Genomic DNA, 14608 nt, shown 5'->3' with positions numbered 1-14608 from the left:
ATAAAATTGGGCAATTTAAACTCTTCTAAAAGTAATAGATAGGGTATGATTCGGATTTTTCAACAAAAGCTGTCTTAATTTATTAAAGAAAGTAGATTTTATGCGTGCCAAATTTTATTTAGGACAGTTCTGAAATCTTTTTAAAAAAATAAACCGGTTCTTTCACGCAAATTAATATCATTTTTTAAAAAGAAAAGATTCGTATAATTCGTAAATCTCTATTTATTATAGAATTGGAATAATTATTTTGCTTAAGTCATTTTTTTATCCCTATCTTCAAAAAAAATACTTATGAAACCATGGTACAAGCCTTATTTTGAACTCTATGAGCGCGATATTAATACCGTGCCAGCAGATGTTATCCAACAGGTAAAGGTACATTTAAAGCGCTTCAAACAAGAAGATCCAATTGTGAGTCTGGTGGTCATAGCATACAATGAGCAAGAGAGGATTTTGAGCTGTCTTTGGTCTTTAAGTCATCAGATTTGTGATGTACCTATGGAACTCATTGTTGTCAACAATAATTCGAAGGATAAAACCGAAGAAGTCTTAAAAATGTTAGATATCGATTATTATAACGAGCTTAAACAGGGACCGGGTTATGCTCGTCAATGTGGGCTTGATAAGGCCAAAGGTAAATTTATTATTTGTATAGATGCCGATACGATGTATCCCGTACATTATGTTTCGACACACCTGAAAGCCCTACAGCAGAAGGGGGTTAGTTGTGCGTGTAGTCTGTGGAGTTTTTTGCCACGCAAGGGACAGTCAACAATTTCGCTCGCTTTGTATGAAGGGTTACGTGATCTTTACCTTCGGATTCAGTTTGTTAAACGTCCTGAACTCTGTGTAAGAGGAATGGTATTCTCCTTTTGTACAGACTTTGCACGTCATGAGGGGTTCCGTACAGATATTAAACGGGGAGAAGATGGCTCGCTGGCTCTGGCCTTAAAAAAATACGGGCGTATTGCTTTTGTAGGGAGTCGTAAGGCGCGTGCCATCACAGGCTATGGCACATTGAAGGCTGATGGCTCGCTATTTAATAGCTTTATTTATCGGCTTAAAAAGGCATTTAAAGGTGTACCTAGCTTATTCTTCGGGAAAAGCGCTTACCAAGATGAACAATCCAATATGATTAGAAAAAGCAAATAATGTATAAACATATTCATTGATAAAATATGTATTTGGTCGTTTTTATGATTTGCGCGTTTATTGTTTTCTATACCTATTTGGGTTATGGAATGTTGATTTATTTTTTAGCCAGGTGGTTCCCTTATAAAAGCATTACGATTCCAGAACTAAATGCGCAGGAATTCCCTGCAGTTACCTTATTTATAGCGGCGTACAATGAAGCAGAGATAATTGAAGAGAAGATGGCTAACTCTTTAGCATTGGACTATCCAACCAACCGTCTGAAAATCTTTTGGGTAATTGATGGAAGTACAGATGCAAGTGAAGAAATTTTAAGAAATTATGCTAATGTAAAGGTTATATATTCACCTGAACGACGTGGAAAGACAGCAGCGATTAATCACGGGATGGCGCATGTTTCCGATTCTATTGTAGTATTTACTGATGCTAACTGCATGCTCAATAAAGAAGCGTTGAAACGTATTGTTAAGCAGTTTGAAGATCCGACGATCGGTTGCGTCTCCGGAGAAAAAAGAATTGCATTCGAGCAGGATGACACTGTATCCTCTAAAGGAGAAAGTGCATATTGGAAGTATGAGTCTTTTTTAAAGGAAAAAGATTTTGCTTATTACTCTGCAGTAGGAGCTGCTGGCGAACTCTTTGCAATACGCACGGTATACTTTGAAGAAATGCCCGAGAATACGCTGTTGGATGATTTTATGCTATCGATGCGTATTGCACAAAAGGGTTTACGAATAGCTTATACCCCGGATGCTTACGCCGTAGAGCGAGGTTCAAGCAATATGGAAGAGGAGGCCAAACGTAAAAAGCGTATCGCGGCAGGAGGCTGGCAGTCGATAGGACGTTTACTCCCATTGCTTAATTTCTTTGCTTATGGTAGGCTTAGTTTTCAATATATATCACACCGAGTTTTGCGTTGGTCGATAGCACCTATTGCACTTTTTGCACTGCTTCCACTCTCTTGGCTGCTTGCCGTAAGGGAAGGATCATTAATAAATGTGTTTATGGTTATATTCTGGCTGCAGATTGCCTTTTACTTTTGCGCTGTTGTAGGATACTTGAAGCGTAATCAGCACACGGTTTCTAAAGTTTTTTTCATTCCTTATTATTTTGTATTTATGAATGCCAATGTTCTTATGGGCATATTGTATTTATTACTTAATTCTACTGGTGGTGCATGGGAAAAATCAAAACGTAAATAATTACATCACTTACATGATATGGAAAAAATGAACTTACGTAATTTACAAGTAATTGAGAAAGTCCTCGATATGACTTGCGATACGATGTTCTTGGTAAATAGAGAAAACATCTGTGTAGATGTGATTATGAAGACAGATAATCCAATCTTTAATCCACGAGTTAATCTTATTGGAAAGAATCTCATCTCCGTCTTACCTGAGTCTATTAGGTTGCAGGTTGAGAAAGCGCTGGAGTATTGTCGAACAACTGGAGAAACGTATAATGCTAACTACGATCTGCCTACAGATGAGAGAATGTATTATTTTAAGCTCATCGTGAACCAGTTTGATGAAGAGCATTTGCTCTGTCAATACCGTGATATCACCCAGCGTAGTAATATGAAAAATAGACTGCGTTCAGCATTGACGGCGTTGATTGAAGTGGGGAAAGTGGCTATGATTGGACTTTGGACCTTTGATTGTAGCAAGGACGAGTTTGTGCTAACGGGATACTCAAATATTGCTGGGCGTAATCTTGAAGAACCTCTAAGAATCTCCTTGGAAGTGTTTTTAAAAAGTGTACATCCCGAAGACCAACAACCTTTGCGCGATTATCTCTTTAAGGAAGGAAATGAATACAGCCGCTTTGAATTCAAGGTGATTGATTCAAAAGGTGTTATGCAACATATGCAGAGCACAAAGTACCGAAGTTATTTAGAGAAAGATAGTTTGATTATCGATGGATTTTCGCAGAATATTACTGATTTAATCAAAAACCGGAGTGAACTTGAGATGTTAATGAAAGTCGTAGAACAGGCGCCTTACAGTATATATGCTAATAAGTTAAACGGCGAGTTGGTGTTTGTCAACCAAGAATGTCGTTTGCAAAATCAGATCCCCGATGATCTCGATCTTTCCAAGCGTAAGGTTTTTAACACTTTAAATTTACATGGATCTGAAGAAGAATGGCATGAGCATGTTAAGGAAATTCAACAAACAAATGGGTTCCTGCGTTACCGTAGTACTCATGCATATCCTGAAAGGGATATAATTGGGTCTGAATGTATATCTTTTATCATTCCTAATGGAGCAGGTGAAGATATTATTTGGACCATGCGACGTGATATTTCGGATCAATTACGTTATGAAGAACAATTGCTCAAATCTAAAGAAGCCGCTGAGGAGTCCGAAAGACTCAAATCTGTATTTATCTCCAATATGAATCACGAAATACGAACGCCACTCAGTGCGATCATTGGCTTCAGTGATATCATAGCAGAAACGGATGACCCTGAATTACGTAGGTCTTATGGGAAAATACTTTCATCTAATGGTGTTCAATTGTTGCGACTTGTTACCGATGTGTTAGAAATGTCAAATTTGGGGGCGGGAAAGATGCGTTTTATCCCTAATTTGATTTCCCTTAAAAGGGTTCTGCAAGAACTCCAATTGAGTTTCGGTAATTTGACACAGATTGCCACGTTGGTTTTTGAAATTCCTGAGGCAGATTTTATGGTTAATGTGGATAGAGTGCGTATTTTACAGTTGTTGACAAACTTGATTAATAATGCAATTAAGTTTACACCAGTAGATGGTTATATTTATATAGGCTTTACACAAAGCCCTTCAGGAATAGAATTTTATGTAAAAGATACGGGGATAGGTATTCCAGCAGATAAGTTGGAGCTTATTTTTGATCGCTTTGTTAAACTAAATGCTACTGATCGAGGTACTGGCCTTGGTCTAGCAATTTGTAAGAGCATTGTCGAGCAGATGGAGGGCCGAATATGGGTCGAGTCTGAAGTTGGTAAAGGATCTACTTTCCATATTGAATTACCTTTAGTGGCTATACCACAAGAATAGTTAAACCTATTTTATGAAAGATAATTTCAAAATTAAGCCACTAGCCTTGGGTGGGGTGTTCAGTGCTGTAGTGGCGATGTTGATTATGACCTTCGGGATACTCTCTAGCTTAGCTTATGTTGTCTTTCCGCAGGAAATTGTGTTTTTCCAATGGCTTGGATTATTGATGCCCTTTCTTGTTGCTGCATTGGTATTCCTTTTAATATATGGACTGTGGAAAAATCGTTTTATTACAATATGTGCCATAATTGGCTTAGTGGGTACGCTTCATTACTTCCCAAAAGTAATACAGTTTAACAATGTTACCGGTGATGCCAATCCTGATATTCGGATGATTACTTATAACGTGAGAAGTTTTAGAATGGATTACAATGTACCATCAATTCAGAATATATCTGAATATGTGGCGGACAAGAAAATTAATTTGATTTGTTTACAAGAGGTTCCTGTGGAATACACTACAGCTGATCTAAAGTCTGCTTTCCCCATGATGGAACACGTTGTGCTAAGCTCTGACAAAACAGGAAAACATCATTTAGCTGTCATGAGTACATACCCCATCACGCACGTGGAAACTGTTTCGTTTAATGAGAGGTCAAATTGTGCGCTTATCGTAGATTTATCCGTTAATGAGAATAATTTTCGTGTATTCAATTGCCATTTGCAAACAACAAATTTTAATCAAATGCGCCCTAAAATAGGTGGGACCAGCATAATAGATCAGGTGTCGAATATAATCTCAGTCATGTCTGTTAATTTTGCTATTCGATCTGAACAAGTTACTTTTTTGAATGAAAAAATATTAGAATCACCCATACCCATTTTGGTCTGCGGAGATTTTAATGATTCACCAATATCTTATACGTATCACACTATGAAAGGAAAACTAAAAGATGCTTTTATTGAGGCTGGCAATGGTTACGCCTATACTTATCGCTATTTAAGAAAGTTAATCCGCATCGATTATGTCTTTTTTTCTGGTTCGAATTTTCAGGCAATTAATTATCAAACCGGTGATATCGATTACAGTGATCACGTGCCAGTAATAGTAGATTTTAATTTTGTTGAGTAACAAATAAGTTATATAAAAATGTCCTTAATATCCGCAAAAAAATAAAAAGGTTGCCGCTTCCACCAACCAATTAGTTTATCTTTGAACAAGTCACACAATCAAAGTAACTATAGGTGAAAATTCAAGTTTTAACGCACATCGCCCATTAAATCAGCTGCTAATATTTTGCAAAGGAGTCAGTTCAAAAAAAAACGTAAGGAACATAAAGCCGGATCTATAAATCGGTTTAGTGCTACAGGAAGATGGCAAATTGAGTTTTTCAAACAGATAAAACAGAACCTTCATCTTAAATGTTTTTTAGGATACATGAAAATGCAATTGAAATATAGATTTGTGCAGAGATGCTGCGCTTACCGATTGATTACATTACTTAAAACCAAGCCAGAAAGAGCATTGGTGTTTTCAAATATGGATTTCCGGATTAAAAACAATTAATGAATTAAGTTGAAATGTATGGTGGTTTACTTTAATATCTCGAAGAATGTTAGTAATATCAATTCTAAGCGGCCGTAATTAATACGATAATTCACACTTTACCTTAAGATAGGTACTTGCTTTTTGAAATAATTAAGAAATAGCATTTAAAACAGCGTTAAATCAATAAATAAAATTAACAATCCGATTTACCGGAGAACAATGAAATCATTAAATAATTAACAAGTTTCTATATTGTATATAATTAATAAGTTTCAAAATGTATTCGTCTTTTTTGAAATTTAAATATTAGATAAGAATTAAATCGATTTATGGATATTAATTTTTCGGAGTATAAAGTCTTGATTGTGGATGACTGTAAGATTAATTACATGATTGTGAAAGTCATCCTAGAAAAAGAATCTTTGAAAGTTTCTCTGGCCAGTAGTGCACAGGAAGCTATGGTTTTTTTGGAAAACCACCGGGTTGACCTCATCTTGATGGATGTTATGATGCCTGAAATGGATGGATTTGAATTTACTAAGTGGCTCAAGTCGAACGAAAAATATAAGGATCTCCCGATTCTGTTTATTACGGCTCTAAATTCTCCGGAAGATATCATCAAAGGTTTTGATTTGGGTGGCAGCGACTACATCACTAAACCATTCAATCGGGAAGAATTGCTTCGTAGAGTAAAACACCAAATTCGATTATCCCATTTTCATAACACCATTGTAAAGCAAAATGAGGATTTGCAGACGATTATTGATAATCGCGATAGATTACATGCTATTCTGGCGCATGATTTAAGGACTCCAATTTCTTCGTTAAAAATGATTTTCAGTATTTTGTCTCTCAAAAATGAGGGCGATGTATTGGATGGTGATTTTATACGTATGCTCTACGCAGGTAGTGATATTGTGGAACAGCTATTCTCGCTTTTAGATAATCTTTTGAAGAGAATAAAATCCCAAATGGGATCTATGTCTCTGTTGCCCCAGATTTTTGATTTTGATATCGTGGTAGAATCTGCTGTTGAGGTCTCAAGACCTGCAGCTAAGATAAAAGATATTTGTGTTCAGGTAGATTTTCAGGATGAAATTGATGTACTTTTTGATATTGATGTCATGAAAAGTATTGTTCGTAACTTACTAATTAATGCAATTAAATTTAGTAATTCAAATTCTACGATACAGATTACGGTGCGTAAGGAGGATAATCAATTAGTTTTTGAGGTGCAAGATGAGGGCATCGGGATGACGGAAGCTGTTCAGGCTCGTCTGCGCAAGCGAATGTATGGCAACAGTGTTCAAGGGACTTTGAAAGAGGATGGTGTAGGACTTGGGTTATGGATTGTACAACATTTTATTGATTCTCATAATGGTTCTTTCTATTTTAGATCGGAGGAAGGCAAAGGTTCTCTTTTCGGATTTAAAATGCCGATAATTCACGATAAAAAAAACACATAGTTTAGTATATATTATAGATGAAAAATCCACTACGTAAGCGAATTTTAGTAACGGGCGGCGCTGGTTTTATTGGTTCACACCTTTGCGAACGTCTGCTAGAGCTTGGATGCGATGTTGTTTGTATGGATAACTACTTTACTGGGTCAAAGTCCAATATTTTACACCTTCTTGATAATCCTTATTTCGAATTAGTACGTCATGATGTTACGGTGCCTTTTATGGCTGAAGTTAATCAGATTTATAATCTCGCTTGTCCAGCTAGCCCCATCCATTACCAGCACAATCCAATCAAAACCGTGAAAACTTCAGTAATGGGTGCGATTAATATGCTAGGATTGGCTAAACGTGTTGGAGCACGTATTTTGCAAGCCTCAACAAGTGAAGTTTATGGTGATCCGAATGTGCATCCTCAACCTGAAAATTATTGGGGTAATGTGAATCCAATTGGCGTTCGTTCTTGCTATGATGAAGGGAAAAGGTGTGCTGAAACTTTGTTTATGGATTACCATAGACAGCATAACATTGATATAAAGATTATTCGTATTTTTAATACATATGGTCCCCGAATGCATCCCAAAGATGGTCGTGTGGTTTCTAATTTTATTATGCAGGCTTTGAAGGGAAAAGATATCACAATCTATGGTGATGGAAGTCAGACTCGTAGTTTCCAATATGTCGATGATCTGGTGGAAGGTATGTTGCGGATGATGGATTCAGATTCTTCCTTTATTGGTCCAGTAAACCTTGGAAATCCTGTAGAGTTTACCATGCTCGAGCTTGCTGAGCATATTGTAGCTTTAACAGGATCCAGCTCTAAAATCAAACATTTTAAATTACCAAAAGACGATCCAAAACAGCGTAAGCCAGAAATAGCCTTAGCAAAGAAAGAGTTAGGCTGGGAACCTAAAATACAGTTAGAGGAAGGATTGTTAAAAACAATTGCTTACTTCAAAGATATGGTTTAATTAATTACCTTGGGCAATATTTTGTATCCATAAAGTATCTTTAGTAATCCTTGATCTTACAAATAAATTGTTTTACCCAATTATTTCTGTGATTTACTAATAGCCTGAATTCGATTAATAATTTATTCCAAATTAATACTCGAATTCAGGTCTCATGTGCTATATTAACTTAAAAGGTGAGATTAGCGAAGCTAGTTAATCAGAAAGTTTAGATGTGAGACTCGTTTTGAATTCAGAATGTTTTAACATATTAACAAAGTATTTGGCATCTTTTAGATTGCTGTTGGTTCTATTTGAAAGATACTTTTCAGTATAGTATTCTGCTTGCTCATACAAGTGTTTTCTACAATCTATATTTATGGATATACCATCTTCGAACGAGCCGTAAGAAAGTCCTTTAACAGCTTCGTTAGATGAAATGTCTGCAATTTTTTCTAATTGTATACCGGGAATATTTAGTGTAAGTGAAGGGTAATAAAAATGAATTTTGTTTGGGAATTTCACTTTTATTTTAATAGTACGGTTTTCGGTCGTTATTTCAACTCTAGAATGTTGTCTATTGTAATTATATTCGTAATACTCTTCTTGAGATGGAACCCATAATGAATCCAGACCATCTTTACCGTATGTATTATTTAACCAAAGTAACAATTGCACATACCCATTGCCTGTCTCATGAACGCCAAGGTGAACTGCCTGTCGTTCTCTCGCATCTTTTTCGAATTTGCTTCTAACAAGGGATATCCCATCTGATTCATTGGTTAAGAAAACTCTTTCAAGAAGAACCTTATCTAGGTCGGTTGAGACTTGGTATGGCACTAAAATTGTGCCCCCTGTTTGGGCGGTCATGGTCTGAATATCATTAAACATTAATGCTGCCTGAACATAACTTTTGTTGCCATTGGGCTCAGCTAAAAATTTAAACGCCCTACCTTGCAGAGCCGCTTTTGTTTTAAGCTGAGCAATTTGAAAATGCTTGAGTAAAGAATCAGTATTCTTAGTATAATCAGTTTTAACATCATGTAACGCAATTCCCGTCCCGTAGTTAAGCATTTCGACCACATTGCTCCAACGTAAACCCGATTTCATATAGAAACGATAATAGTTTTCGGTAAATCCCCGTCTTACAGATACCTCAGCATTCATAAAATCCCATTGTGAGGCCAAGGTTGTTGTAAAATGAAATCTTACCTCTTTTCCGTTACCATCTGTGCTTCCGAGTGTTTTGCCAAGATGGTATACGCCAGGAGGGAGGTCGTTTGATTCCAAATTCTCAATATCGTAATAAAAGCTTCTCTCTGAAGTGCTATGATTCGTTATTGGTTTACCGTTTATGGCCGCCCAAGTTCTGCAAAAGGCAGATTGTTTGCAGTCGTCTTGTGTAAGCATAAACAACATCGTTTTATTGTATTTTAGCAGCGGAATATTTACACTTATATCTTTGGCAATTGTATGTTCATTAAGTGTCAAAGTAATTTCAGCTTCTGGGCCAACCACCTCCTTAGAAAATGGATAGTGATATTGGTTGAATACTACATTGTCTTCGTTTTTTTGACCTCCATTATCATCTTTCCCTTTATACAAATCTTTTTTGAGACAAGATTCAAACAGAAATGTTATAAATAAAATTCCTAAACAAAAGCTAATATTAAGTGTCTTTGATATTTTTCTCATTAATTCAAAAAAGCCTACAGTATTATAATTAAGTTAACATTTGAAAGCCACAAATATAGAAAAATAAACATAGTTATGGATACGGGAAACCTTATTGAATATACACCTTGTAATTAAGACCAGTATTTGTGTTGAAATTTGTTATAGTTTTTTCTATGTGAGATTTCAAATGTTTCTATCGGAATATTTCTTTAAATTGAAGATTGTCCTCTGGTTACAGCAGTACTAATAATACTGAGAGGTTTAAGTTAGTAGTTCTAATTCTACTCTGGTGGTTCTACCCTTTTTTTGCTAACACTTCCAGCTGTAATAGGGAGCTCGGGACTTAAATCCTAGAGTTTTTACTCACGAGAGGTGAACAAATTAAGTAGGGAAATAGTGATTATTTCCACTTCTTTCTTCAGCACTCACCATGCATACCGTTACTGGCGGTTAGTTAGAATAACGAGTTTTAATGAATTAGTTTTCCATTGATAGTAATTCTCTTATACTTGATAAGCTATCTTGGTAAAATATGAGGTGTTGCTACATTGGAACCAAGGGAGCAATATGTTATAATATAAAGGTTTTGAAAGCTGAACTTTTTAGGACTCCTGGTGAAAAATGTGAGGTATTTTTGAGTTGACTTAGTTGTTCTTGCACAAGGGTGGAGTATATTCGGAAATGCGATTAGAGATAAATCACCTTTTTGCATATCTTTACACTATGGATACAGAACAGGTAAAACTCTCAAAAGATGATCATATAAAAGTTATTTCTAAGCGTGACCAAACTCTTTCTACCCCAGTAGAGAAGATTACTTCTACAGCTTTCGATCTTGCTCAAGAAAATGATTACCAAAAAGCCTATGTTGAAATGCTAAATCGTATGCAGTTCGGCCAGGAGCGCGAGCGCTTTGAAAGTGATCCCAACCAGACTATGCATCCGTTCAAGGCGGATCCTAAGGAAGAGGAAATACATCAGCAATTGATCAAGGAGAAACTCGAATCTATCCGTAATAGACCTGGTTATACATGACGTGCACAATTACCTGCACACCTCCCTGTAGAGTAAGTAGAGATCTCCTGCCAAGTGAATCTGTCATAAATCGTCTGTTAGATTATCCGCAATATGCATTAGGAATAATTTAGCTTAGGAGGAAGGTTTTCAATTTTTGTATATTTTGAGTGCTTTCATTGTCTTCTTTTTCAGGTAATGCTATTTTTAGCATCTTCTTTCCAGCATGGTTATCCGTCCAAACTCCTAATGCGAAGTAATAGGATTTCAATCTTCGACGTTTTGCTGCATTGGGTTCATTAAGTGCATAATCTAGGATTAAGTGAATTACGGACTAGCGTTAATTATAAAGAAGTCTAGAAAATAATTATGCCCCTTAGATTAGATTTTAAGGGGCATGATTTATAGATAATTAAACTGCTAAATTAATTCTTTTTGAAAACTATATAATCCTTCATTACATTTAAACTCTCATCTAGGATAAAATCAAACTCAACTTTTGGCTGGGGTTGGCCTTCCTTCCAAAGAGGCATATTATGTAATTCTAGTAATTTATTCAAGCGAATTCTACTTTTAGCTTTATTCTCATCTCTTTCTTTTTTCAATTTGTCTTCATTAAGAACAATTGTTGAGGTAGTATTCATTGCTTTGGTAAAATCGTCGATATCCTCCAATAAAAACTTGTACTCCGATGAAGTTTTCATACGTGCTTCGTGTTTTTCAGCTAATTGATTTTTAATACCGGTTAAATCATTCACTTTGGTAAAGTTTGTGGAACGAATTTGATCCCATGGAAGTGCTGCTGGTTCTGAGCTTTCTCCATATTTTTCCGATGTTAATTGAGTAGGGAAGTCGATGTCTGGACTTACACCTTTATGTTGTGTGCTACTCCCATTGATTCTGTAGAATTTGGCAATAGTTACATTAATTTGTCCGAACTCCGGAGCGCCGTTAGGAGTGTCAGCATCCTTAGCTTCACCTGCTGCTTTTAATTTTAATTTATTTACAGAACTGATAAATCTTGACATATCAACAGCAGATTGAACTGTTCCTTTACCAAAAGTGGTTGATCCCAAAATAATCCCACGACCGTAATCTTGTATCGCTCCTGCAAAGATCTCTGAGGCGGAAGCAGAAAAACGGTTAATAATTACGCCAAAAGGACCTTTCCAAGCCACGCCACTATCTTCATCTTGATGTACCTCAATTTGTCCTCGCGTATCTTTTACTTGTACAACAGGACCTTTTTCTATAAATAAACCTGTTAGCTCTATTGACTCTTGTAATGAACCACCGCCATTGTTTCTTAAATCTAAAACAACTGCATCAACTTTTTCTTGGTTTAATGTGTCTAATAATAACCGAACATCGCGAGTGGTACTCTTATAATTTGGATCACGTTTGCGGTAAGCTTCGAAATCAATATAAAATTTAGGTAAAGTTATAACTCCAATTCTATAAGTTTTACCGTCTTCTCCTTTTACTGTTTTGATCGTCTTTTTCGCAGACTCTTCTTCAATTACTATTTTTTCACGCGTTAGTTTTACAATTACAGGTTGTGCGGAAAGATCAGCGCCAGCTGGGAGAATTTTTAAACGTACAACTGTACCTTTAGGTCCTTTAATTTTAGCAACTGCTGCATCTAAACGCCATCCAATGATATCTTCAAACTCTCCATCTCCTTGCGCAACTCCTATAATACGGTCATCCATTTTCAAGGTTTTATCTTTAAATGCAGGACCTCCAGCAATTATTTCTTTAATTGTCACCATTTCATTTTCCATCTGAAGTCTAGCTCCAATACCTTCTAAAGTATTTGACATATCTTCGTTGAAGCGCTGGGCGAAGGATGGATTATAATATGTGGTGTGCGGATCAATAGCGTTTGTATAAGCTGACATCACTAATTGAAATGCATCATTTGAATTTGTCTGCTTGGCTTGAGAAATAAGGTTGTTGTAGCGTTTTTTTAAAGTCTCTTTATGCTTTGCTGATTCATCCTTACCTTCTGCAGAAGTGAGTTTCAGGTTAAGCAAATCAAATTTTACGCGCTTACGCCATTGCTCTTTAAGCTCAGCATCCGTTTTAAACCAGTTTAGTTTATCTCTAAAATTGATATATGACTCTTCTTTAGTGAAATCATGTGAAACATCAACTTGTGTAAGTGCATACTGCAAGACCTCCAAAACTCTTTTGTTATATGTGTTAAATATATGGAAAGCACTAGAGAGATCTCCATTTCTGAAATCCTGACTTATTGTATTACGATATTTTTGAAATTCATCTATCTCAGATTGCAAAAAGTAGTTTTTACCTTCATCAAGTGATTTTATCAAGTTTTCATGAACAATCTTTGAGATTGAATCACTTGCTGCAACTTTTTTATAACTGTAGTTTTCTAATATCCCCACTACCTCCTTAGCAATAATTTCATGTTGTAGAGAAGGTTTAAGGTTAATTCCTCCTTCTTGAATATTCACGCGAGGCTTCGCGCCACAGGCAACAACTGAAATAAAAGCTAAACAAACTAAAAAATTTTTAAACATATAAATTGTGTTGTGAAATAACATTTTTGAATTGACTCCTACGGTTTTAATCGAATCTAAAATTAGGTAAAAAATATATCAAACTTAAATGCTTTGACATCAAAAATGGGGAAGTATTTACAATTGATGTAATATTTTTGCTAAAAAATATTATTTCTTAATTTCCAGTAGTGTGTCAAGTACTCTTTTGCTATTTCATAGTTTCCTAATTTAACATTTGCCCGGCCTAATTGTTCAGCTATCGCAAGTTGTAAATATTGGTTTTTGCTATCTTTTGCTAATTCCCAAGCTGACTCAAGTTCCTTTCTAGCAAACTTAAAATTATTTTGCTTCATCTTTGCAGAACCCAGCATGTATTCAATAATCGCTAATTTGTTATGGACTTCTCCTTCTTGGATCAAATCACGAGCTTGAATTAAAAACCATTGAGCTTGGGTATGTTTATTTTGACTACGATAAATTTCTGCTAACGTAATCCAAGCATCGATTTTTCCATCGTAAAATTTTGATTTATTAAAAAGTGGAATTGCTTTTCGGATTATAAGATTTTCTGCCATTTGATAATTCCGCTGATAGGCTTCAATTAGTGCTATCCGTGCATGTGATGTTGCCTGTCTGCGTAAGTCTTTTTTTTGCTGCATATGCATTAAATATGCACTTTCTAAGCCGAGAGCTTGCTTAATTTCACCAGTTATCAAATATACGGATGCCATATTTGACTGAATTATAGTGATATCATCCAAATTATTGCTTAAGCGTGCATGTGCTAAGGCGACCTGAAGTGCTGCTAAGGCATCACTTGTTTTATTTTCACCTAGATACTTAAAAGCAAGATCATTATATAAAGCATAAACTATCGGATGTTTTTTCTGTTCTACTAAATGTTTTATCAAAGAATCAGAGTGATTTATAAGATCCGAAGAAATAGTGGTTACTATTTCTTGATTGGTTGTATTCTGAAAGTTAGATAATAATACTTTTTGTTGAAACCTGAGATGTATAGAATCTTGAAATGAAAGTAAATCTTCATACTTATCTGTCATTTCTTCTTGTAGTGTTCGAGGTAAGGGTAAAATATAAACTTCAGGGCCAATACCATTAAAGGTTGTGTCATATTTTGTGACAAAACCATATGGATCTAATTGCTCTTGTTTAAATGACTGTCCGTAGCAGACCCTGCCTAAAAATATATATACTAAAAATAATAATATTTCTTTTTTCATTAGAAATTATGACGTTAATCAAATGTAATAATATTGGACAATATTCAAGCCAA

10 protein-coding genes are annotated in these 14608 nt (G+C 35.6%); 7 read left to right on the top strand and 3 right to left on the bottom strand.

Annotation, left to right across the window (positions count from 1 at the left end):
* Window positions 1–291: 291 nt before the first annotated feature.
* The 6 genes from GOQ16_RS12620 (at window position 292) to GOQ16_RS12595 (ending at window position 8116) form a co-directional block, all read left to right on the top strand.
* Window positions 292–1152 (top strand): glycosyltransferase family 2 protein, encoded by an 861-nt coding sequence (locus tag GOQ16_RS12620; RefSeq protein ID WP_160069610.1) that lies wholly within the window; start codon window positions 292–294, stop codon window positions 1150–1152.
* A gap of 26 nt (window positions 1153–1178) precedes the next feature.
* A complete protein-coding gene (locus GOQ16_RS12615) occupies window positions 1179–2354 on the top strand; it encodes a glycosyltransferase family 2 protein (protein WP_160069609.1) in 1176 nt (391 codons plus the stop codon).
* Window positions 2355–2372: 18 nt separating this feature from the next.
* Window positions 2373–4196 carry a PAS domain-containing sensor histidine kinase gene (locus tag GOQ16_RS12610; protein WP_160069608.1) on the top strand — a complete coding sequence of 608 codons (1824 nt, stop codon included), beginning with the start codon at window positions 2373–2375 and terminating at the stop codon, window positions 4194–4196.
* Between the two features lie 13 nt (window positions 4197–4209).
* Window positions 4210–5268 (top strand): endonuclease/exonuclease/phosphatase family protein, encoded by a 1059-nt coding sequence (locus tag GOQ16_RS12605; protein WP_160069607.1) that lies wholly within the window; start codon window positions 4210–4212, stop codon window positions 5266–5268.
* 746 nt (window positions 5269–6014) lie between these two features.
* A complete protein-coding gene (locus tag GOQ16_RS12600; protein ID WP_262886261.1) occupies window positions 6015–7151 on the top strand; it encodes a hybrid sensor histidine kinase/response regulator in 1137 nt (378 codons plus the stop codon).
* A gap of 17 nt (window positions 7152–7168) precedes the next feature.
* Window positions 7169–8116 carry a UDP-glucuronic acid decarboxylase family protein gene (locus GOQ16_RS12595; protein ID WP_160069605.1) on the top strand — a complete coding sequence of 316 codons (948 nt, stop codon included), beginning with the start codon at window positions 7169–7171 and terminating at the stop codon, window positions 8114–8116.
* A gap of 195 nt (window positions 8117–8311) precedes the next feature.
* Here GOQ16_RS12595 and GOQ16_RS12590 read toward each other — a convergent pair whose 3' ends face one another.
* Entirely contained in the window at window positions 8312–9790 is a 1479-nt protein-coding gene (locus GOQ16_RS12590; RefSeq protein ID WP_160069604.1) for a polysaccharide deacetylase family protein, read from the bottom strand.
* Between the two features lie 630 nt (window positions 9791–10420).
* On the opposite strand from GOQ16_RS12590, the gene GOQ16_RS12585 reads away from it, so the two are divergent.
* The gene (locus GOQ16_RS12585) at window positions 10421–10807 is read left to right on the top strand and encodes a hypothetical protein (RefSeq protein WP_160069603.1); all 387 of its coding nucleotides are present in this window, start codon (window positions 10421–10423) and stop codon (window positions 10805–10807) included.
* A gap of 404 nt (window positions 10808–11211) precedes the next feature.
* On the opposite strand, the gene GOQ16_RS12580 is transcribed toward GOQ16_RS12585, so the two are convergent.
* Window positions 11212–13332, bottom strand: coding sequence for a carboxy terminal-processing peptidase (locus tag GOQ16_RS12580; RefSeq protein WP_240141038.1), 2121 nt, complete (start codon window positions 13330–13332; stop codon window positions 11212–11214).
* A 140-nt stretch (window positions 13333–13472) separates the two neighbouring features.
* Window positions 13473–14555, bottom strand: a complete 1083-nt coding sequence (locus GOQ16_RS12575) for a tetratricopeptide repeat protein (RefSeq protein WP_160069601.1) — start codon at window positions 14553–14555, stop codon at window positions 13473–13475.
* Window positions 14556–14608: the final 53 nt, after the last annotated feature.

Source organism: Sphingobacterium bovisgrunnientis (assembly GCF_009829085.1).
In the GTDB taxonomy this organism is placed as follows: Bacteria; Bacteroidota; Bacteroidia; order Sphingobacteriales; family Sphingobacteriaceae; genus Sphingobacterium; species Sphingobacterium bovisgrunnientis.
This window is presented reverse-complemented; position numbering and strand designations above follow the sequence as displayed.

Coding starts and splice junctions, on each gene's coding strand:
- GOQ16_RS12620 (WP_160069610.1), top strand. CDS start 292: ATGAAACCATGGTACAAGCCTTATTTTGAACTCTATGAGCGCGATATT.
- GOQ16_RS12615 (WP_160069609.1), top strand. CDS start 1,179: ATGTATTTGGTCGTTTTTATGATTTGCGCGTTTATTGTTTTCTATACC.
- GOQ16_RS12610 (WP_160069608.1), top strand. CDS start 2,373: ATGGAAAAAATGAACTTACGTAATTTACAAGTAATTGAGAAAGTCCTC.
- GOQ16_RS12605 (WP_160069607.1), top strand. CDS start 4,210: ATGAAAGATAATTTCAAAATTAAGCCACTAGCCTTGGGTGGGGTGTTC.
- GOQ16_RS12600 (WP_262886261.1), top strand. CDS start 6,015: ATGGATATTAATTTTTCGGAGTATAAAGTCTTGATTGTGGATGACTGT.
- GOQ16_RS12595 (WP_160069605.1), top strand. CDS start 7,169: ATGAAAAATCCACTACGTAAGCGAATTTTAGTAACGGGCGGCGCTGGT.
- GOQ16_RS12590 (WP_160069604.1), bottom strand. CDS start 9,790: ATGAGAAAAATATCAAAGACACTTAATATTAGCTTTTGTTTAGGAATT.
- GOQ16_RS12580 (WP_240141038.1), bottom strand. CDS start 13,332: ATGTTTAAAAATTTTTTAGTTTGTTTAGCTTTTATTTCAGTTGTTGCC.
- GOQ16_RS12575 (WP_160069601.1), bottom strand. CDS start 14,555: ATGAAAAAAGAAATATTATTATTTTTAGTATATATATTTTTAGGCAGG.